Annotated in this window: 14 protein-coding genes and 1 rRNA gene; 8 read left to right on the top strand and 7 right to left on the bottom strand. The window is 64.9% G+C overall.

The genetic code is table 11. The features are described from left to right. Nucleotides 1–102 precede the first annotated feature (102 nt). Both BM136_RS13565 and BM136_RS13560 read left to right on the top strand, forming a co-directional pair. Complete coding sequence (locus BM136_RS13565) at nucleotides 103–1284, top strand: porin (RefSeq protein WP_092972347.1); 1182 nt, start codon at nucleotides 103–105, stop codon at nucleotides 1282–1284. A gap of 185 nt (nucleotides 1285–1469) precedes the next feature. Beyond that, nucleotides 1470–2786 carry an MFS transporter gene (locus BM136_RS13560; protein ID WP_092972346.1) on the top strand — a complete coding sequence of 439 codons (1317 nt, stop codon included), beginning with the start codon at nucleotides 1470–1472 and terminating at the stop codon, nucleotides 2784–2786. A 21-nt stretch (nucleotides 2787–2807) separates the two neighbouring features. Here the strand turns inward: BM136_RS13560 and arfB are convergent, their stop codons facing one another. Continuing rightward, nucleotides 2808–3242 (bottom strand): alternative ribosome rescue aminoacyl-tRNA hydrolase ArfB, encoded by a 435-nt coding sequence (arfB, locus tag BM136_RS13555; RefSeq protein WP_092972345.1) that lies wholly within the window; start codon nucleotides 3240–3242, stop codon nucleotides 2808–2810. A 43-nt stretch (nucleotides 3243–3285) separates the two neighbouring features. On the opposite strand from arfB, the gene BM136_RS13550 reads away from it, so the two are divergent. Further along, on the top strand, nucleotides 3286–3903 hold the full coding sequence (locus tag BM136_RS13550) for a PAQR family membrane homeostasis protein TrhA (protein ID WP_092972344.1): 618 nt from the start codon (nucleotides 3286–3288) through the stop codon (nucleotides 3901–3903). 54 nt (nucleotides 3904–3957) lie between these two features. On the opposite strand, the gene BM136_RS13545 is transcribed toward BM136_RS13550, so the two are convergent. From BM136_RS13545 to BM136_RS13530, 4 genes are all read right to left on the bottom strand, one after another. Then, on the bottom strand, nucleotides 3958–5667 hold the full coding sequence (locus BM136_RS13545) for a long-chain fatty acid--CoA ligase (RefSeq protein WP_092972343.1): 1710 nt from the start codon (nucleotides 5665–5667) through the stop codon (nucleotides 3958–3960). A 150-nt stretch (nucleotides 5668–5817) separates the two neighbouring features. Continuing rightward, nucleotides 5818–6915, bottom strand: a complete 1098-nt coding sequence (locus BM136_RS13540; RefSeq protein WP_092972342.1) for an aminopeptidase — start codon at nucleotides 6913–6915, stop codon at nucleotides 5818–5820. Between the two features lie 10 nt (nucleotides 6916–6925). Next, nucleotides 6926–9022 carry a molybdopterin-containing oxidoreductase family protein gene (locus tag BM136_RS13535; protein WP_092972341.1) on the bottom strand — a complete coding sequence of 699 codons (2097 nt, stop codon included), beginning with the start codon at nucleotides 9020–9022 and terminating at the stop codon, nucleotides 6926–6928. Between the two features lie 83 nt (nucleotides 9023–9105). Next, nucleotides 9106–10101 (bottom strand): LacI family DNA-binding transcriptional regulator, encoded by a 996-nt coding sequence (locus BM136_RS13530; protein WP_092972340.1) that lies wholly within the window; start codon nucleotides 10099–10101, stop codon nucleotides 9106–9108. Nucleotides 10102–10316: 215 nt separating this feature from the next. Between BM136_RS13530 and ptsP the strand changes: the two genes are divergently transcribed. The 4 genes from ptsP (at nucleotide 10317) to BM136_RS13510 (ending at nucleotide 16880) form a co-directional block, all read left to right on the top strand. Continuing rightward, on the top strand, nucleotides 10317–12857 hold the full coding sequence (ptsP, locus tag BM136_RS13525) for a phosphoenolpyruvate--protein phosphotransferase (protein ID WP_092972339.1): 2541 nt from the start codon (nucleotides 10317–10319) through the stop codon (nucleotides 12855–12857). Beyond that, nucleotides 12854–13810 (top strand): 1-phosphofructokinase, encoded by a 957-nt coding sequence (pfkB, locus tag BM136_RS13520; protein WP_092972338.1) that lies wholly within the window; start codon nucleotides 12854–12856, stop codon nucleotides 13808–13810. The genes ptsP and pfkB overlap by 4 nt, the downstream gene beginning before the upstream one ends. A 50-nt stretch (nucleotides 13811–13860) precedes the next feature. Next, the gene (locus tag BM136_RS13515; RefSeq protein WP_092972337.1) at nucleotides 13861–15576 is read left to right on the top strand and encodes a PTS fructose transporter subunit IIC; all 1716 of its coding nucleotides are present in this window, start codon (nucleotides 13861–13863) and stop codon (nucleotides 15574–15576) included. Between the two features lie 146 nt (nucleotides 15577–15722). Next, a complete protein-coding gene (locus tag BM136_RS13510) occupies nucleotides 15723–16880 on the top strand; it encodes an ABC transporter substrate-binding protein (RefSeq protein ID WP_092972336.1) in 1158 nt (385 codons plus the stop codon). Nucleotides 16881–16934: 54 nt separating this feature from the next. Here BM136_RS13510 and argE read toward each other — a convergent pair whose 3' ends face one another. Further along, nucleotides 16935–18131 carry an acetylornithine deacetylase gene (gene argE / locus BM136_RS13505; protein ID WP_092972335.1) on the bottom strand — a complete coding sequence of 399 codons (1197 nt, stop codon included), beginning with the start codon at nucleotides 18129–18131 and terminating at the stop codon, nucleotides 16935–16937. A gap of 263 nt (nucleotides 18132–18394) precedes the next feature. On the opposite strand from argE, the gene BM136_RS13500 reads away from it, so the two are divergent. Further along, a complete protein-coding gene (locus tag BM136_RS13500; RefSeq protein ID WP_092972334.1) occupies nucleotides 18395–19585 on the top strand; it encodes a M20 aminoacylase family protein in 1191 nt (396 codons plus the stop codon). A gap of 171 nt (nucleotides 19586–19756) precedes the next feature. On the opposite strand, the gene rrf is transcribed toward BM136_RS13500, so the two are convergent. Then, nucleotides 19757–19869, bottom strand: a 5S ribosomal RNA gene (gene rrf, locus BM136_RS13495). Nucleotides 19870–20023 lie beyond the last annotated feature (154 nt).

Raw genomic sequence — 20023 nt, 5'->3', positions numbered from 1 at the left:
ACATTAGTCAGCGACTTCGATTGAAAGTCATGGGGCGGGAAGACAAGAACGGAGGGTCTGCCTGCCACCGAACTCAATAAATAAAGATCTGGAGACCGACCGATGAAGAAATCGCTGCTGGCATTGGCAGTGCTGGGCACGTTTGCGGGTGTTGCGCAGGCTCAGTCGAGTGTGACGCTGTATGGCGTGGTCGACGCGAACGTCGAGTATGTCAACCACGAGCAGAACGTAACGGCGGCAGGCGTCGCCATTCCGGGCAGCAGCGGTTCGCGCCTTGCAATGCAGGCAGGCGGGCTGTCTTCCAACCGTTGGGGCTTGCGCGGCGTTGAAGACATCGGCGGCGGGCTCAAGGGTCTGTTCGTGCTGGAATCAGGTTTCGGCATGGACACCGGCACGCTGCAGCAAGGTGGCCGCCTGTTCGGCCGGCAGGCGTTTGTTGGCTTGCAAGGCAACTGGGGCAAGATCACGCTGGGTCGTCAGTACACGACGATCTTCGACATGATGGCGAACTTCTCGCCGAGCGGGTACGCCACGCAGTGGGAGCCGGTGGTCGGCCTGCTGGGCGCGAACTTCCGCGAAGACAACATGATCAAGTACGGCGCCACGTTCGGCCCGTTGACGGTCGAAGCCCACTGGTCGTTCGGCGAGCGCACGGGCAGCAACACGGCCAATTCGGCCTACGGCGCCGGCGCGAACTACTTCGCTGGCCCGTTTGGCTTGGGTGTCGCATATGACGAAGTGAAGGTGCTGACGGCCGCAGAAGCCCTGGGCCTGTCGGGCGGCAACGAATATGCCCGTGACAAACGCGCCGCCATTGCGGCCAGCTACACCACGGGCCCCGTCAAGGTGATGGCAGGCTTCCGCTACGGCAACACCGAAGCGCCTTCCAGCGGCGCCGCAGCCGCACTGACGCCGCACCGCGATGATCTGTACTGGCTGGGCGTGAACTACCAGGCAACCCCGGCACTCGGCCTGACGCTGTCGTACTACTACGACAACATCAAGGAAGCGACCATCGGCGGCGCCACCATCAACCCGCGCAACCCGCAGCAGTGGAACTTCATCGCCGACTACAACTTCTCGAAGCGCACCGACGTGTACCTGACGGCCGCGTATTCGCGCAATGGTTCGCTGAACTGGGATTCGATCGGCTACGCGACCAACCCGGCAACGGGCGCGCAGACATCGGTGGGCTATCTGCCGGCGGCATCGCAGACGTACTTCATCACGCCGAACTCGGATAACCAAGTCGGTGTGGCAGTGGGTGTGCGCCACAAGTTCTGACGCACGCTTTGGTTTTTGCCCGCCGCCCCTCTCCTTGGCGGGCGCAGGAAGGCACCTTCGGGTGCCTTTTTGCATGGCCGCGCGCTATGCTCTGCGATCGAGCCCGCCGCCGGACAGCAAGACGGCAACACAACAACGCGCGGCGCTTCATAACGACAACAACGCGAACCTCACCGGAGACCCGCATGTCCTCTTCGACTTCTCCAACCATGGCGCCCGCTGCCCCCGACGCGACGGCCGACGCCAGCCGCTCGCGCATCGTCTTTGCGAGCTTCATCGGCACGGCCATCGAGTTCTACGATTTCTATGTCTATGCGACCGCCGCGGCGCTGGTGATCGGCCCCGTGTTCTTTCCGCATGGGTCTGCCACGGCGCAAGCGCTGTCGGCATTCGTCACCTTTGGTATCGCGTTCATTGCGCGACCGATCGGCTCGTTCCTGTTCGGCCACTTTGGCGATCGCATCGGGCGCAAGTCGACGCTGGTGGCGTCACTGCTGGTGATGGGCATTTCAACCACGCTGATCGGCCTGGTGCCGGGATACGACAGCATCGGCACGCTCGCACCGATTCTCCTGTGCGTGCTGCGCTTTGGCCAGGGCATTGGCCTGGGCGGTGAATGGGGCGGCGCGGCGCTGCTGGCCACCGAAAATGCACCGGCCGGCAAGCGCGCGTGGTTTGGCATGTTTCCTCAGCTCGGCCCGTCGGTCGGCTTCCTGGCATCGAACGGTCTCTTCTTCGGGCTGGCCATCGCATTGTCGGACGAGCAGTTCCGCAGTTGGGGCTGGCGCGTGCCGTTCCTGGTCAGCGCAGTGCTCGTGGCGCTGGGCTTGTATGTGCGATTGAAGATCGCCGAGACCCCGGCCTTCCAAGCCGCCATCGACCGGCAGGAGCGCGTGAAGGTGCCGGTCGCCACGCTGCTGGCGCACCACTGGTGGCCCACGCTGCTGGGCGCGCTGGCGATGGTGGTCTGCTACACGTTGTTCTATATCTCGACGGTGTTTTCGCTGTCGTACGGCGTGGGCACGCTGCATTTCTCTCGCCCGAGCTTCCTGGGGTTGCTGTGCCTGGCAGTGGTGTTCATGGGGCTGGCAACGCCGCTGTCGGCGTGGGCGTCGGACCGTTTTGGGCGCAAACCGGTGCTGATCGTCGGCATCATCGCGGCCATTCTGTCGGGCTTTGCGATGGCGCCGCTGCTGGGCAGCGGGCAGACGCCGCTGGTGGCGCTGTTCCTCATCATCGAGTTGTTCCTGATGGGCGTGACCTTCGCGCCGATGGGCGCGCTGCTGCCGGAGCTGTTCCCGACCAACGTGCGCTACACCGGCGCCGGCGTGTCGTACAACCTCGGCGGCATTCTCGGCGCGTCGATTGCGCCGTATATCGCGCAGAAGCTTGCCGAGCAAGGTGGCCTGAGCTGGGTAGGCATGTATGTGTCGGCCGCCGCGGTGGTCAGCCTGATCGGTGTGCTCTGCATGCGCGAGACGCGCGATACACGGCTGATGTAAGGATCCCGCATAGCAACGCGCTTAATCCCACGAGTGGCGGCCCGAGCGACCACGCTTGACGTCGCCACGCGCGCGCTTGCCTTCCAGACGGCGCGTCTTGGAAGCGCGCGTAGGCTTGGTGGCGATCCGCGACTTCGGCACCGAAAGCCCCGTCGCAATGAATGCGGCCAGACGTTCACGGGCATCCTGGCGGTTGCGGTCCTGCGTGCGAAACCGTTGTGCATCAATCACAATCACGCCCTGATCGGTCAAGCGGCGGTCGCGCTTTCCCAACAGGCGAGCGCGCAATGCGTCCGGCAACGACGGCGATTGGGCGATGTCAAAGCGCAACTCCACCGCCGTCGATACCTTGTTGACGTTTTGCCCACCCGCTCCGCTTGCGCGCACAAAGCGCTCGACCAGCTCGGTCTCCGGAATAGACAATTGGGGGGTGATTTTGAGATCGGTGCCGGGCATTGGGGCATTGTAGGGAGAACCCGTTTTTTCTGGAGATCAGCGTATGTATCGGGGAGAACGTTTCAACGGCTTCAGCCACCTGGCCGGGGCCATCCTTGCCGCCGCTGGCATGGCCGTTCTGGTAACGTCGTCCGCCCTCCACCACGACGCGTGGAAGGTCGTCAGCTCAGTCGTCTACGGCACGACGCTCGTCTTGCTCTACACCATCTCCACGCTGTATCACAGCCTGCGCGGGCCGGCCAAAAGCATCTTCCAGCGGCTCGACTATTGCGCCATCTACCTGCTGATCGCCGGTAGCTACACGCCGTTTGCGCTCGTTACGTTGCGCGGCCCCTGGGGCTGGGCGCTGTTCGGCATCAACTGGGCGTTGGCGGCCATCGGCATTGCGCAGGAACTCTGGATCGGCCACCGCACGCGCCTGTTCTCGCTGCTGATCTACGTGGTGATGGGCTGGCTGGTGCTGATTGCCATGGGGCCGTTGGCAGCCGCCCTGCCTGCCGCGGGCCTGTGGTGGCTGGTGGCGGGTGGCGCGCTTTACACGGTCGGCATCGGCTTCTTCCTCTTTGACGAGAAGGTGCGGCACTTCCACGGCATCTGGCACCTCTTCGTCTTGGCGGGCAGCGCGTGCCAGTTCGTCAGCATCCTGCTGTACGTGGGCTGATAGGCAACAAAAAAGCCGCGACGAACGCGGCTTTTTCTTTGCGGCTACGCAGACTCAGGCACGCTTCTTCATCGCCTCGTCTCGCAGTTCGCGGCGCAGGATCTTGCCCACGTTCGTCTTCGGCAGTTCGTTGCGGAACTCGATGAACTTCGGGCGCTTGTAGCCGGTGAGCTGGTCTTTGCAGAACTCCTGCAACTTCTGTTCCGTGAGCGACGGATCGCGACGCACCACGAACAGCTTCACCACCTCGCCCGAATGCACGTCGGGCACGCCCACGGCGGCCACTTCCAGCACGCCCGGGCACATCGCCACGACGCCTTCGATTTCGTTCGGGTACACGTTGAAGCCCGACACCAGGATCATGTCCTTCTTGCGATCGACGATCTTGGTGTAGCCGCGCTCGTCCATCACACCCACGTCGCCGGTCTTGAAGAAACCATCGGCATACATGACCTTGGCGGTCTCGTCCGGGCGCTTCCAGTAACCGGCCATGACCTGCGGGCCACGGATGCAGATTTCGCCCGGCTGGCCGATCGGCTGATCACGGCCTTCGTCGTCGCGAATGGCGATTTCGGTGCCCGGAATCGGCAGGCCGACCGTGCCCGAAAACTTGTCGGTATCGGTCGGGTTGCAGATGGCCGACGGCGAGGTCTCCGACAAGCCGTAGCCTTCGATGATCGGGCAGCCAGTCACTTCGAGCCACTTCTTGGCCACGGCCTCCTGCACCGCCATGCCGCCGCCGTTGGCCACGCGCAGGTTCGAGCAGTCGACATCCTTGAATTCGGGATTGTTCAGCAGCGCGTTGTAGAGCGTGTTCACCGCCGGGAACATGTGGAAGCGGTACTGCTTGAGTACCTTGATGAAGCCCGGGATGTCACGCGGATTCGGGATCAGCACGGCCAGCCCGCCCTTGCGCATCGACAGCAGGCAGCACACCGTCAGCGCGAAGATGTGATACAGCGGCAGCGCGGTGATGGTGACGATTTCTTCGTCGGCGGCCAGCATGCGGCCGTCGCGGCCGGGCTTGGTGAGCGCCGGGTTCATCCACGCTTCCGATTGCAGCACGTTGGCGACGATGTTCCGATGCAGCAGCGTCGCGCCCTTCGACACGCCGGTCGTGCCACCTGTGTATTGCAGGAAGGCGACGTCGTCGGGGCCGACGGAGGTTGGCTTGAGCGTCTGCTTGGCGCCATCTTCCAGCGCGGTGTTGAAGCGGATGCAGCTGGGCAGTTCCCACGCCGGCACCATCTTCTTGACGCTGCGCACGACAAAATTGACCAGCATGCCCTTGAGCCCGCCAAGCATGTCGCCCATGCTGGCCACCACGATGTGCTTGATCGGTGTATTGGGCAGCACCTGCTGCAGCGTCGTCGCGAAGTTCTCCAGGATGATGATGGCTTCGGCGCCGCTGTCCTTGAGCTGGTGTTCCAGTTCGCGCGGGGTGTAAAGCGGATTGACGTTGACGACCACGTAGCCGGCGCGCAGCACGGCGGCCAGCGCCACCGGGTACTGCAGCACGTTCGGCATCATCAGCGCGACACGGGCGCCTGGGGTCAGACCGCGCGATTGCAGCCACGCCGCCAATTGGCGCGAGAGCGTATCCAGCTCGCCGTAGGTCAGCACCTTGCCCATGCATTCAAATGCACGGCGGTTGCGGTTCTTCTGGAAAGAATCCTCAAGCAGATGGGCCAGCGATCGATACTGCGATGCATCGATCTCGGCCGGCACCCCAGCGGGGTACTGCTTCAGCCACGGCTTATCCATGGGTGTGTCTCCTGGCGATTGTCGATTTTTTCGAATGGTCGTTCGTTTTTTTCGGCATCCTACGCGGATGTCTGTGTCAAAACAATAACTTAGACAGTTCCCTCAGCCGGTCGAGGCTGCTTGAAACTGGTGCAGAAACCGATCTTGGCATCACTTTTGCGTGACGCCGGCCTCCGTGGTCATCGCCGGAGGCGCAAGCGCGCGCAGCACTGCCTCGCGCTGCGATTTGGATTCGGCCGCCATCGCTTTGACGTCGGCATAGAAGCGAGCCCAGTCGCCGCCATCGCGCTGGTACAGCGCCGTGAATGCCGGCACCCATTCCAGGTAACTCGCGACTGCTCCCAGATGCGCGTTCGACAGGGGCTGCGCAAACCAACGGTCGTAACCGGTATAACCGCGCCAGCTTGCTTTGAGCTTGGCGTAATCCGCCTGCAGGCTCGCGAAGATGGCGCGTTTTCCGGCGCGCTTCTCGTCGTCCGACACGGGGCTGGCATACAGCGTCTCAAGCCGGTTGCGATACTCCAGCAGCAGGGCGCGGAATTGTACGCGGCGGGCGTCGTACGTGGCGTATTCCGCGCGAATTTCCGGCGTGGCGGCATCCGCCAGCCAGCGTTCGACGCCGATGGTTTCCACGGCGGTGGCAAACGATTCGTTGAACGCGGTATCGCCCTTGGCGTAGACGACCTGATGCGCCAGCTCATGAAAAATCAGCCGCGCCAGCTCGCCTTCCGGCAGGCCGACGAAGGTGTTGAGCAGCGGATCGTCGAAATAACCCAGTGTGGAATACGCAGGAATGCCGGCCACATCCACGTCCAGACCTTGGGCGCGCAGGGTGTCGGCGTAGGCCATGGCGGCGTTGCGATCGTAGTACCCGCGATAGGTCACGCAGCCCACGACGAGGAAGCACCATTCCTTGAGCTTGACCGACAGCTCCGGCGCCGCAAACACGTTCCACACCGCGAACGGACGCTTGAGATTGGCGTAGACGCGATAGCTGCCGTTGTCGGGCAGACCCAGCTCGCGCGAAGCATAGATGCGGATGCTGCGCGCATCCTCCAGGCGTTTGGCGAGCTTGTCGTTGTGGGCTTGCCGGGCGTTGTCGATCGCCTGGTCGATCGACTCGCGCTGCGCCATCAGCGAGAGATGTCCGCTGACCGACTGGTAGTAATAACCGACGGTGTCGCAGCCGGCCAGCAACGCCGAACCGGCAAACGACAGCGCAAGGCACAGCGCGCGTACGGCACGCATGATGGCTCCGTCAGGCGGCCTGTGCCAACGGCGCGACCTCGACCAGGCAATCGTAGAAGGTTGGCGCACGCCCCATGTCGGTCAGCCGCTGGCTGGTCAGCTCGTTGGCGTTGGTGCCGTCGGGCGCGAGCTTCTTCCACCAGATCGACAGGCCGACGACCACGCCGCGCCGCGCACGGTCGGTCACGCGGGCGCGCGCCTGCATGGTGCCGCGATCGTTGAAGATGCGGACCAGTTCGCCATCGACAACGCCGCGTGCGTTCGCATCGTCGGGGTGGATGTCGAGATGCGGCTCGCCTTCGGTGTTGCGCAGGCTGTCGACGTTGACGAAGGTGGAGTTCAGGAAGTTGCGCGCCGGCGGCGAGATCATCGACAGCGGATAGCGCTTGGCCAGCTCTGGCGTGCTGATGGCCGATTCGTGCGGCGGCACATAGCCGGGCAGCGGATCGAGTCCGTCTTTGGCCATCTGTTCGGAATAGAACTCGCAGCGGCCCGACGGCGTGCGGTAGCCGCCACGAGCCAGCGGCGCGGCCGGGTGCGCCAGCTTCTGCCAGCCCTCGCGCTTGAGCGTCGCCCAGTCGATGTGCGCGGAGGCCGGGTCGTCACGGCGCACGGCCTGGCTGGCGATGTCGTCGTCCGAGTCGGCAAAGCAGGCGTCGTTAAAGCCCATGCGCTTGGCAATGCGACGGAAGATCTCCGTGTTCGGCAGCGACTGCCCCATGGGCGCGATGGCAGCGTTGTTGGCCAGCACGTAGGTGTGGCCATACGCCTTATGCACATCGACATGTTCGAGCTGCGTGGTGGCGGGCAGGAGGATGTCGGCGTAGTCGGCCGTGTCGGTCTGGAAATGCTCCAGCACCACGGTGAAGAGATCTTCGCGCGCAAAGCCGGCGGCGACCTTGCGCGAGTCCGGCGCCACCGCCACGGGGTTGCTGTTATAGACAACCACCGCCTCGACCTTGGGGCCGAACGATGCGTCGCCCGCATGCAGCAGTGCATCGCCGATGGTGCTCATGTTGATCGTGCGCGGCAGCGCGGGCCAGCTCGGCAGCAGGTCAGGACGCTGCAGCTTCGCATTGTCGATGGGGAAGAAACCCGACGTCGACAGCTGCAGCCCGCCCGCTGCATCGCGCCACGCGCCCACCAGCGACGGCAGGCATGCGACCGCGCGCACGCCCTGCCCGCCGCCATGCGCGCGCTGCATGCCGTAGTTCAGGCGAATAGCCGCGGGCTGCTTGTCGCGCACGACGGTCGTGCCGTACAGCTTGGCGAGCCACTCGATATCCGCCGCGTCCACCCCACACAGCGTCGCTGCATATTCCGGCGTGTATTGCTGCGCGCGCTCACGCAGCGCCTCGAAACCGAGCGTGTGATTGGCGATGTAATCGTGGTCGAGCAGGTCTTCGCGGATCAACACGTGGATCATCGCCAGCGCCAGCGCCGCATCGGTACCGGGGCGCACCGCCAGATGGCGATGGCACTTCTCGGCCGTCAGGGAACGATACGGATCGATGGCGACGAGCGTGGCGCCGCGCCGTTTGGCCTCCTGCGCGCGCGTCCAGAAATGCAGGTTTGATGCGATCGGATTGGCGCCCCAGATCAGGATCAGCTTGGCGTCCTGCACGTGCTCGATGTCCATGCCGAGGCTCGCGCCATACGTGTAGCGCAGCGCCGTCGCCCCAGCCGACGCGCAGATCGTGCGATCGAGGAGCGACGCTCCAAGCTTGTGGAAGAAGCGCGCCGCCATGCTTTCGCCCTGCACCAGGCCCATCGTGCCGGCGTAGCTGTACGGAAGGATGGCCTCCGGGTTGCGGGCAGCAATGTCGCCCAGGCGCGTGGCGATGGTGTCGATGGCCTCGTCCCACGAAATCGGTTCGAACTTGCCCTCGCCCTTCGCGCCCACACGCTTCATCGGCGTCAACAGGCGGTTCGGGTGGTATGTGCGTTCTGCATATCGATTGACCTTGGTGCACAGCACGCCAGCGGTCGTCGGGTGGTCCGGATCGCCCTGGACGCGTGTGGCGCGGCCGTCCTCGACGGTGACGAGCAAGGCGCAGGTGTCGGGGCAGTCGTGCGGGCAGGCAGCACGGATGACTTGGGTGGACATCAGGGGGGCTCCGGAGTGGGTGGCGGCGGGTGCATGTCGGTGACATCGCACCGCCGCGAGTATCCGGAAATTGTAATCGCCTGCTAGGGGGTTCGCAGCGGCGTGGAACCGCGCGTGACGAGGCGCCCAGTCAGCAGCACGCGGCGCGTCGGCAAAGTGGGTTGCACGAGGCGCTCCTGCAGCATCGCCATTGCCATGCGGCCGATGTCGTAGACCGGTTGCTCGATCACGGTAATGCCCGGGCCGGCGAGTTCTGTCCAGGGCTCGTTGTCAAAGCCCGCCACGGCGATATCACGCGGCACATCGAGCGACAGCCGCCGCAACGCCCTCAGCACGCCCAGCAGCGATTGCGCGTTACTCGCGACCAGCGCGTCGGGGCGATCACGTTCCGCGCCGGACAGCCATGCCAGCGTCTCGGCCTCGGCGGCCTCGGCGGTGGGCAGGATGAAACGTGCCTCGGCGGTGATACCGTGGCGTGCCAGCGCCGTCGCGAATCCGGCCTGGCGTTCAGCGCCCGTGCTGCTCGTCCGCCCGAACAGGCCGCCGATACGCCGGTAACCTTGCGCGGCGAGATGCTCGGCCAGCGCTTGCGCGGCCTGCTGGTTGTCGAGCACCACAGCATCGGCGCCGCATGTCGGGCCGGCACGGTCGATCAGCACGACCGGGTAGCCGAGGTGCACCGGTTGCTGCGCTTCGGCAATGCCGCGCGTCGGCGAGAGGATCACGCCGGTCACGCGCTCCTCTTCCATCAGACGCAGGTACATCGCCTCCTTCTCCGGGTCTTCATCGGAATTGCAGAGGATGACGCGCAGGCCGGCGGCGTAGGCCGCGTCTTCCACCGCCCGGCTGACGCTGGTGAAGAAAGGGTTGCGGATGTCCGAGACGATCAGCCCGACGGTCTGCGCCTGCTGCGAGCGCAGCCGCCGCGCCGACAGGTTCGGGCGATACCCGGACGCCGCCACCGCCGCGTCGACGCGCCGGCGCAGTTCCGCGCTCACGGGGCCGCCGGCGAGCGCGCGTGACACCGTTGCCACCGACACCCCCGCTGCCGCCGCTACGTCCTTGATTCGAACCGTCATGCTGAAATCGTTTCCAATGAAAACGTCATCATAGCGAATGACTGCATCACCTCCAATCTTCCTAGCTCCTAGGGAAACCCCGTAAATACGGGGATATACATCACTTTCTGTCGCGACGCACATTGACACTTCAACTGTAATCGATTTCAATTCGCGATCATCGACGACACGCATGCCGGGCCTTGGAGCACGGCAGCCGCAGGAGACCCCGCCGCATGGCTTCCGCCCTGATCTGCGCCGAACGCATCCGTCTGCAGCAACGCGCCACCGACAAGGAAAGCGCCATCCGCGCCGCCGGCCAATTGCTGGCCGACGCAGGCTGCATCGACCCCGCCTATATCGACAGCCTGCTGCGCCGCGAGACCGTGGCCAACACGTTCCTCGGTCACGGCGTCGCCATTCCGCACGGCATGGGCGAGGACCGCCACCTGATCCGCCAGACGGGCATTGCGGTGCTGCAGTTTCCTGAGGGGCTGGAGTGGCACCCGGGCCAGACGACGCACCTGGTGGTTGCCATCGCCGCGCAGTCGGACGAGCACATCACGCTGCTGCGCCGGCTGACACGGCTGCTGAATGACGATGCGCGCCTGCAGCAGCTCTTCACTACGCAGAATGCTGAAGAGCTTGTTGCCGCACTCTCCAGCGACGCACCCGCGCCCGCCGCCGGCACACCAGGCACCGACCTCGCCGAGCAGCGCACCTTGACGCTGGAATACCCGAGCGGCTTGCACGCCCGCCCGGCCGCGCAGTGGGTGGAAGCTGCCCGCCGCTTTGCCGCGCGCGTGCAAGTCCGCCATGCTGACGAAACCGCCGACGCAAAGAACCTCGTGGCGTTGCTGCAATTGGGGCTGGCGGCCGGCGCCAAGCTCATCGTTTCTGCGGAAGGCCCCGACGCCGGGGCCGCGCTCGACGCCCTGCTGCAGACCATCCGAGGCCTGACGACGCAGGAGCGCGCCCAGGCAGCACGTGACACGCAAGCAGCACGCACGCGCCAGAACGCGCACGGGTGGCAAGCCGATGCGGCGTTGCCCGCCATCGGCGGCATTGCGGCAAGTCCCGGGCTGGCGATCGGCCCCATCCACGTGCTCCAGCACGGCGCGTCGACCGTGCCTGATCACCCTGTCGCACTGACCACCGGCGGCGATCTGCTCGATCAGGCACTGGCCAGCACACGCGCGGAGCTGGAAGCCCTTGCACGCGACACCGCCGCCCGCCTGGGCGAAGCGGAAGCGGGCATCTTCAAGGCCCAGGCCGAACTGCTGGGCGATACCGATCTCATGACGCTGACGTGCCAAGCCATGGTCGAAGGCCACGGCGTGGCGTGGTCCTGGCATCAGGCCGTCGAACGCTTGGCCGAGCGGCTGGGCGCGCTCGGCAACCCGCTCCTGGCAGCGCGCGCCGCGGATTTGCGCGACGTGGGGCGGCGCGTGCTCGGCCATATCGATCCGTCGCTGCGCAGTGCGGCGCAAACGCTGCCGGATACGCCGTGCATTCTGGTTGCTGCGGATCTGTCTCCTTCGGATACGGCCGCGCTCGATACGCGACGCATCATCGGCATCGTCACGGCGCAGGGCGGTCCGACCTCGCACACGGCCATCCTGACGCGCACGCTGGGCATCCCGGCCGTCGTGGCCGCCGGCCCGGCCGTGCTTGATGTGGCGACGGGCACGCAGGCCATCATCGACGGCACGGGCGGCCGTCTGGTGCTCGATCCCGATGACGCCTGCATCGCGAGTGCCCGCGCCTGGCTGCAGGAAGACGCCGCGCGCACGCAACGTGAGGAGGCAGAGCGCGGCTTGCCCGCCCGCACACGTGACGGCCACACGGTGGAAATCGCCGCCAACGTCAACCTGCCCGCACAGGCGGTCGAAGCCATCACGCTCGGCGCGGAAGGCGTTGGCCTGATGCGCACCGAATTCCTCTTCCTTGAACGCGATCACGCGCCGGACGAAGACATGCAATACGCCGTCTACGCCGACATGCTCAACGCCCTCGGCGGCCGCCCGCTGATCGTGCGCACACTGGATATCGGCGGCGACAAGCAAGTCCCGCATCTGAACCTGCCGACGGAAGACAACCCGTTTCTCGGCGTGCGCGGTGCGCGCCTGCTCTTGCGCCGGCCCGACCTCATGGAGCCGCAACTGCGCGCGCTCTATCGTGCCGCCCGCGATGCTGGCAAGGCGAGTGCCCTGTCGATCATGTTCCCGATGATCACCTCGTTGGAGGAAGTGACGTCGCTGCGCGCTGCATGCGAGCGCATTCGCGCTGAAATCGACGCTCCCACCGTGCCGCTGGGCATCATGGTGGAGGTGCCGGCCGCCGCGCTGCTCGCTGATCGCCTGGCCGAGCATGTCGACTTCTTCTCCATCGGAACGAACGACCTTACGCAATACACGCTGGCGATCGATCGCCAGCATCCCGACCTCGCGGCCGAGGCCGACAGCCTGCACCCGAGCGTGCTGCGTCTGATTCAGCAGACGGTGCAAGGCGCCGCGCGCCACGGGCGCTGGGTCGGCGTATGCGGCGGGCTGGCCGGAGACCCGTTCGGCGCGCTGCTGCTCACAGGGCTTGGCGTGCAGGAGTTGTCGATGAGCCCGCGCGATATTGCGCCGGTCAAGGCGCGGCTGCGCGAGGCGCACCTCCGCGCGCTGTCGCAGCTCGCAGAACGCGCGTTAGCCTGCGCTTCCGCCCAGGAAGTGCGCGCCCTGGAAACCACATCGCCGATGCAGGCCGGTGGCGAGGAGAAGGCCGCATGAGCCGCCAGTCGCACATCGTCACCGTTACGCTCAACCCGGCCATCGACATGACCATCGGTCTGGAGCGTCTCGAACGCGGCCGCGTCAACATAGGCCGAAGCGTCACGCAACAGGCCGGCGGCAAGGGCGTGAACGTCGCCGCCTGCCTCGCCGACTGGCAGGTGCCGGTGATTGCCACGGGCCTTCTCGGCGACGCCAATGCCGAACTGTTCGAGGCGCTGTTTGCGCGCAAGGGCGTGCTCGATGGTTTCTGCCGCGTGCCCGGCACCAATCGCACCAACATCAAGATCAGCGACCAGGCAGACGGGCAGACCACCGACATCAATCTGCCAGGCATTGACGCCACGCCCGCCGACTTCGACGCGCTGTGCGAGCGCATTGATGCGCTGCCCGACATGGCCGGCGCGGCGCTGTGCGGCAGCCTCGCCGGTGGCTTGCCGCCGGATGCCTATGTGATATTGCTGGCACGGCTCAACCGCCGCGGCGTACCGACCTTGGTCGACACGAGCGGCGCCCCGCTCGCACAGGTGCTGGCCGCGCCGCGCGACGCGCTGCCGACGGCCATCAAGCCCAATCGGCACGAACTGGAACTGTGGGCGGGTACATCGCTGCCGACGCTGGCTGAAACGGTGGACGTGGCACGCGCCATCCACGCGCGTGGCGTGGCGCAGGTCATCGTTTCACTGGGCGAGGACGGTGCGTTGTTCGTCACAGCGGAAGGCACGTGGCAAGCGAGCCTGCCGCCGGTACGCGCCGCCAGCACCGTCGGCGCGGGTGACGCGATGGTGGCCGGCGTGCTGGCCGGCTGGCATGCCGGTGCTGGCATGGAAGAGACCGTGCGCCTTTCGGTGGCCTTTGCCGCATGCAAGTTGCTGCGCCTGGGCCCGCACCTCCCGGCCCCGGGGCAGGTACGCGAACGCGCGGCCGCCGTCCAGATGCAGCGCGTGGCCTGACGCCGCGTATATCGCATCGCCACACGCTCAACGCATTCAAGGAGCCGATCATGGCAAACCTGCTGGCAATTCTCGGTGCGGATGGCCGCACCACCCGCGCGATGCTCGCCGGTGCGGCCCTGCGCCATGCAGCGCGCGAATCGGGCTACAAGCTCGACGTGGACGTGCGCAGCCCGGACGCAGCCTCGGTCGTCGACACGGCGGCGCTGACCACCGCCGAGGCCGTCGTCTGGGCCGGCCTCTCGCCCAATGAGGCGGCTCGCCACGCCAATCCGCGCATGCTTGAAGTCACGCTCGACGAAGTGCTGGCCGACGCGCGGGCGGTGCTGGCCCGGGTGATGCACAACGCCTCGCCCGCGCCAGAATCCGGTGTGCAAGCTCGGCGCATTGTCGCCATCACGTCGTGCCCGACCGGCATCGCGCACACCTTCATGGCCGCCGAGGCGCTCACACAGGCCGCCGGCGCGCTCGGTCACACGATCCACGTGGAAACGCAGGGGTCGGTGGGCGCACAGAACACGCTGTCGGCCGATGCCATCGCGCGTGCGGATCTCGTGCTGATCGCCGCTGACACGCAGGTAGACCTGTCTCGCTTTGCGGGCAAGCGCGTCTTCCGCGCCGGCACCAAGGCCGCCATTCACGATGGGCAGGCGCTGATCCGCCGCGCATTCGAAGAGGCGGCCGTGGAAGGCAGCGGAACGGCGCAATCAGGAGGCACCGCTGCCGCCGCTGCCGAACAGCAGCGCACCGGCCCGTACAAGCACCTGATGACCGGCGTGTCGTTCATGCTGCCCTTCGTGGTGGCGGGGGGCATTCTGATTGCGCTGGCGTTTGCCCTCGGCGGCATCTACGTCACCGACGCCTCGGCCAGCCACACGCTGGGCGGCGCGCTGTTCCAGATCGGAGCCAAATCGGCGTTTGCCTTGATGGTGCCGGTGCTTGCCGGATACATCGCCTATTCGGTCGCCAGCCGGCCGGGCATCGCACCGGGGATGGTCGGAGGCATGCTGGCCGCCAGCCTGGGCGCCGGGTTTCTTGGGGGCATCGTCGCCGGGTTCGTCGCTGGCTATGGCACCGAGGCGCTCAACCGTTGGCTGAAGCTGCCGCGCAACCTGGAAGGGCTGAAACCGGTGCTGATCCTGCCCGTGCTCGGCTGCCTGCTGACGGGCCTGGTGATGCTCTATGTGGTGGGCGCGCCGGTTGCCGCGCTGCTCGCGTCGCTCACGACCTGGCTGCGTGGCATGCAAGGCGCCAACGCGGTCCCGCTGGGCGCTCTGCTGGGGGGCATGATGGCCTTCGACATGGGCGGCCCCATCAACAAGGCGGCGTATGCCTTCAGCACAGGGTTGATCGGCGCGCAGGTCTACGCGCCGATGGCGGCCACGATGGCGGCAGGTATGACGCCACCGCTGGGCATCGCTCTGGCGGCATGGCTGTTCCCCTCGCGGTTCACCCGCGACGAACGCCAAGCGGCAAGGGCCACCGCCGTGCTCGGCCTCGCCTTCATCAGTGAAGGGGCGATCCCGTATGCGGCCCGGGACCCATTCCGCGTGATTCCGGCGCTCGTGGTGGGATCAGCCTGCGCGGGCGCCCTATCGATGCTGTTTGGGGCAGAACTGCGCGTGCCGCACGGCGGAGCGTTCGTGCTGCCGATCCCGAACGCGGTCACTCACCTGGGCGGCTACGTGGCGGCGCTCGTTGCCGGAACCGTCGTCACCGCCGTGCTGCTGGCGGTGATGAAGCGACGGGTGGCGGAAACCGCCTGAAACGGCCCCATGTGAAGAAAGCCGTGCACATCGCGCGGCTTCTTTGTCTCAAAAACGCTCAAAAGCGACGCTGCCCGCCCGATTCTGTTTGCCTCCCCAACGCGTTTAGCTATGATGCCGGGCAAATCAACTCTCGGGGGAGAGCAATGCAATCTCGCAGAATCACTGGGCTGCTGGCCATGTTCGCAGCCGGCATCCTCGGCACTGCCTCAAGCAGCGTGCTCGCGGAGACGGGCGTGACCAACGAGGCGATCATCGTCGGCCAATCGGCATCGATGAGTGGGCCGGCGGCGCAACTCGGTCAGCAGATGAACCGCGGCGCTCAGCTTTACTTCAACGCCGTCAACGCAGCAGGCGGCATCAACGGACGCAAGATCGAGCTGAAGGTGCTCGACGATTTCTATGAGCCCGATGCGGCTGCCCGCAATACCAAAACGCTCATCGAAGACACCAAGGTCTTTGCCTTGTTCGGCTATGTCGGCACGCCGACCAGCTTGGCGGCGCTGAAGATCGCCAACCCGGCGGGTGTACCGTTCTTCGCGCCGTACTCGGGCGCCGCGGCGCTGCGCGAGCCCTTCGCGCGCAATGTGTTCCACGTGCGCGCCAGCTACAACGATGAAACCGCCGCGATCGTGCAGCAGATCCGTACGACCGGCCTCAAGCGCATTGCGGTGGTCTACAACGATGACGCGTACGGCAAGGCCGGCCTGGACGGTGTGCAGCGTGCGCTGAAGCTGCCAGCAAACCAGGGCGTTTTGCTGGCCGCGCAGGCCAGCGTGGTGCGTAACACAACCGACGTCAAGGGGGCAGTCGGCACGGTGCTGGCACAGAAGCCGGACGCGATCGTCGTCATCAGTGCTTACCAAACCGTAGCGGCACTGGTGAAGGGCGCGCAGGAACAGGGCTACGCGGGGCAGTTCTACAACGTGTCGTTTGTCGGCACCAAGGCGTTGGCCAATACGCTCGGCAAGGCCGGCGGCGGCGTGATCATATCGCAGGTGATGCCGTATCCGTATAGCGGTGCATCGCCGCTGGTGCGTGATTATCAGAAGCTTCTTAAGTCCGACGGCATTACCGATTTCGACTACGGAAGCATCGAAGGCTACGTCGCGGCGCGCGTCTTTGTTGAAGGTCTGAAGCGTGCCGGCCGCGACCTGACACGCGAGAAGTTCATCGGTGCGCTGGAGTCGATGGGCAACTACGACGTGGGCGGCTTCAACGTGAACTTCTCGCCCTCCAGCCATGTGGGCTCCAAGTTTGTTGAGATGACGATCATCAACTCGAACGGTCAAGTGATCCGCTGAACGCGCAGCGCTTACAGGAAAAAGCCGGGCCACGTGCCCGGTTTCTTTTTGCGCTCAAGCGGGCTGCGTCTGCCGCTGCGCGAGCCGCCGCATGAATGCTTCGCACTGCGCAATCTGTGCAAGCTCGATGTACTCGTTCGGCTTGTGCGCTTGCTCGATATTGCCCGGACCGCACACCACACTCGGAATGCCTGCGCGCGAAAACAGTCCCGCTTCCGTCCCATAGTCGACCTTGCCGACCGTGCCTCGCCCATCGGCCAACGCTTGCGCGAGCGCCACCAGCTCGTGCGACGGCGCAATCGATAGCCCCGGCGTGTTGGCCTTCATTGCGAAGCTGATGTCAGCATCGGCAGAGATCTCGCGCATTTGCGGCAACAACGTCTGTTGCGCATAGCGCTCGACCTCGCCGAACAGCCAATCCGGATCGGTGCCCGGGAGATAGCGGAAATCGAAGGTGAATTCGCAATCGCGCGGCACCACGTTGGTGGCAATACCACCCTTGATCGTGCCCGTGTTCAATGTGGTGTGCGGCACGACAAAGGCAGCATCGCGCGCCTCTTCCGCCGCCAGACGCGCGGCCAGCGAACGGATATGCGCGATGACCAGCGCCGCAAACTCGATGGCGTTCACACCCTGCGGCGTCAACGCAGAATGGGCTTCCTTGCCGCGCACGCAGCATCGGTATTCGCGCTTGCCCTTGTGCGCAATGATGGCGCGCATTGACGTAGGTTCGCCAACGATGCAACCCGCAGGCTGAATGCCGCTGGCTTCCAGATCGCGCAGCAGGCTGCGCACCCCCACGCAGCCGATCTCTTCGTCGTACGACAGCGAGAGATGAAAGCTGGCATCGCTCTCCGCCGCCATGAACGCGGGCACATTCGCGAGCGCCACAGCAATGAAGCTTTTCATGTCGGCTGTGCCGCGCCCGTACAGGCGGCCATCGCGGATCTGCGCATCAAACGGGTTCGTCTCCCACGACTGGCCATCGACGGGCACCACGTCGGTGTGCCCTGACAGCACCAGCCCTGGCTTGCGGCCCGGCGATAGCGTCGCAAACAGGTTCGCCTTGCCGCCCGTTGCGTCATACGTCAGTCGGCAGTCCGCACCCTGCGCGCGCAAGCGATCGCGTACCCACTCGATCAGGCCAAGATTGGAATTGCGGCTGACCGTATCGAACGCCACCAGCGTGCGGATCAATTGCAGAACTTCGTCGGAAGGTTGCGATGCAGCAGCGATGGCGTCGGCAGACATGATGGGCTCGGATCGTTCACGTGGCGCTCGGAAAACCGCGGGGAAGCTCAGAGGGTGGCGCGCGGTCAATTGGCGAACCTCCAGTGTAGGAGTTTCGGCCGCCCGGCTTCGGCTGTAAACGAGAGCGCACAAGCCATCGCGCGAAAGAATCCATACGAAACTGCATGGACGGATCAAGCAATTGGCTGATAGCCGGTCGGAAATCGCCCTTCGGCGTATCATCGAACGTGATTCCGAACCTTCAGCCAGAACACGAGCATCTCATGAAGCTGATCCCAGAAATCCAAGCCGCGCAGCCCGAGATCCAGGCGCTGCGACGCGACATCCACGCACACCCCGAACTCTGCTTCGAAGAGCAGCGCACCTCCGATCTGGTCGCCGCGAAGCTCGCCGAATGGGGCATCGAAGTGCATCGGGGCCTGGGCAAGACCGGCCTGGTTGGCGTTATCCGCAACGGCGAGGGCAAGAGCATCGGCCTGCGCGCTGATATGGACGCCTTGCCGCTCGCAGAGGCCAACCAGTTCGAGCATCGCTCCAAACACGACGGCAAGATGCACGCGTGTGGGCACGACGGCCATACGGCAATGCTGCTCGGCGCAGCGCATTACCTGTCCAAGCACCGCAATTTCAGTGGCACCGTAAACCTGATCTTCCAACCCGCCGAAGAAGGCGGTGGCGGCGCGCGCGAGATGATCAAGGACGGCCTGTTCGATCGATTCCCGTGTGACGCCGTCTTTGGTCTGCATAACTGGCCAGGCGTGCCGGTTGGTGCATTCGGTACACGCACCGGCGCGCTAATGGCATCGAGCAACGAGTTCCGCATCACGATCAAGGGAAAGGGTGCGCACGCCGCGCTGCCGCACAACGGCAACGATCCGGTGTTTGTCGGCGCTCAGGTGGTATCGGCGCTGCAAGGCATCATCACACGCAACAAGCGCCCGATCGACACCGCCGTCCTCTCCGTCACACAGTTCCATGCCGGTGATGCGACCAACATCATTCCGAACGAAGCCTGGATCGGCGGCACGGTACGCACGTTCTCCACCGAAGTCCTCGACTTGATCGAGCGCCGCATGGAAGAAGTCTCCAGGGGCATCGCCGCCGCATACGATTGCACGGTCGACTTCGTCTTCCACCGAAACTATCCCCCGACCGTCAACACGGAAGCCGAAACTCAATTCGCCGCGGCCGTCATGCGCGAACTCGTCGGCGTGGATAACGTTGATTCCAATATCGATCCGACCATGGGCGCGGAAGATTTCTCGTTCATGCTGATCGAGAAGCCTGGCTGCTTCGCCTTCATCGGGAACGGCGATGGTGACCACCGCGAGCAAGGGCATGGGCTCGGCCCGTGCATGCTGCATAATCCCAGCTACGACTTCAACGACGAATTGCTGCCGCTAGGCGCCACGTATTGGGTTCGTCTTGTTGAGAAATTCCTGGCACGTACGTAGCAGTTAGCTGCTCGCATAAACGCAAAAAGCCTCCATTCGGAGGCTTTTTGTTTGATGTGCATTCGCGCCGCAATGAGCCGATCTGATTCACCCGAAGAGCTGGATATCGAAGCTGATCGCGCAAAGGCAAACACCCCAGCTCTGTGTGAGAGCTGGGGTGTAGATGGGAGAGCCTGGCGATGACCTACTTTCACACGGGAATCCGCACTATCATCGGCGCGGAGTCGTTTCACGGTCCTGTTCGGGATGGGAAGGGGTGGTACCGACTCGCTATGGTCACCAGGCTATGACTTGTCGCCACGTTGACGAGGTCAACGCGACCAATATGGGAATGTAGATTTGGGGTTGTGATTTGTGTGTATCAGGCACAAGGCGGACCCAGCCGGAAACATACCGGTTATAGGATCAAGCCGCACGGGCAATTAGTACTGGTTAGCT

Origin of the sequence: Ralstonia sp. NFACC01 (assembly GCF_900115545.1) — a bacterium.
GTDB classification, from domain to species: domain Bacteria; phylum Pseudomonadota; class Gammaproteobacteria; order Burkholderiales; family Burkholderiaceae; genus Ralstonia; species Ralstonia mojiangensis.
Note: the sequence above shows the minus strand (reverse complement) of the source record. Positions and strands in the feature narration are given on the sequence as shown.

Bases quoted from the DNA above. Each gene is read 5' to 3' on its own strand.
- arfB (WP_092972345.1), bottom strand. From the start codon at position 3,242: ATGCCCGGCACCGATCTCAAAATCACCCCCCAATTGTCTATTCCGGAG.
- argE (WP_092972335.1), bottom strand. From the start codon at position 18,131: ATGTCTGCCGACGCCATCGCTGCTGCATCGCAACCTTCCGACGAAGTT.
- BM136_RS13530 (WP_092972340.1), bottom strand. From the start codon at position 10,101: ATGACGGTTCGAATCAAGGACGTAGCGGCGGCAGCGGGGGTGTCGGTG.
- BM136_RS13565 (WP_092972347.1), top strand. From the start codon at position 103: ATGAAGAAATCGCTGCTGGCATTGGCAGTGCTGGGCACGTTTGCGGGT.
- BM136_RS13510 (WP_092972336.1), top strand. From the start codon at position 15,723: ATGCAATCTCGCAGAATCACTGGGCTGCTGGCCATGTTCGCAGCCGGC.
- BM136_RS13515 (WP_092972337.1), top strand. From the start codon at position 13,861: ATGGCAAACCTGCTGGCAATTCTCGGTGCGGATGGCCGCACCACCCGC.
- BM136_RS13540 (WP_092972342.1), bottom strand. From the start codon at position 6,915: ATGCGTGCCGTACGCGCGCTGTGCCTTGCGCTGTCGTTTGCCGGTTCG.
- BM136_RS13545 (WP_092972343.1), bottom strand. From the start codon at position 5,667: ATGGATAAGCCGTGGCTGAAGCAGTACCCCGCTGGGGTGCCGGCCGAG.
- BM136_RS13500 (WP_092972334.1), top strand. From the start codon at position 18,395: ATGAAGCTGATCCCAGAAATCCAAGCCGCGCAGCCCGAGATCCAGGCG.
- BM136_RS13535 (WP_092972341.1), bottom strand. From the start codon at position 9,022: ATGTCCACCCAAGTCATCCGTGCTGCCTGCCCGCACGACTGCCCCGAC.
- BM136_RS13550 (WP_092972344.1), top strand. From the start codon at position 3,286: ATGTATCGGGGAGAACGTTTCAACGGCTTCAGCCACCTGGCCGGGGCC.
- BM136_RS13560 (WP_092972346.1), top strand. From the start codon at position 1,470: ATGTCCTCTTCGACTTCTCCAACCATGGCGCCCGCTGCCCCCGACGCG.
- ptsP (WP_092972339.1), top strand. From the start codon at position 10,317: ATGGCTTCCGCCCTGATCTGCGCCGAACGCATCCGTCTGCAGCAACGC.
- pfkB (WP_092972338.1), top strand. From the start codon at position 12,854: ATGAGCCGCCAGTCGCACATCGTCACCGTTACGCTCAACCCGGCCATC.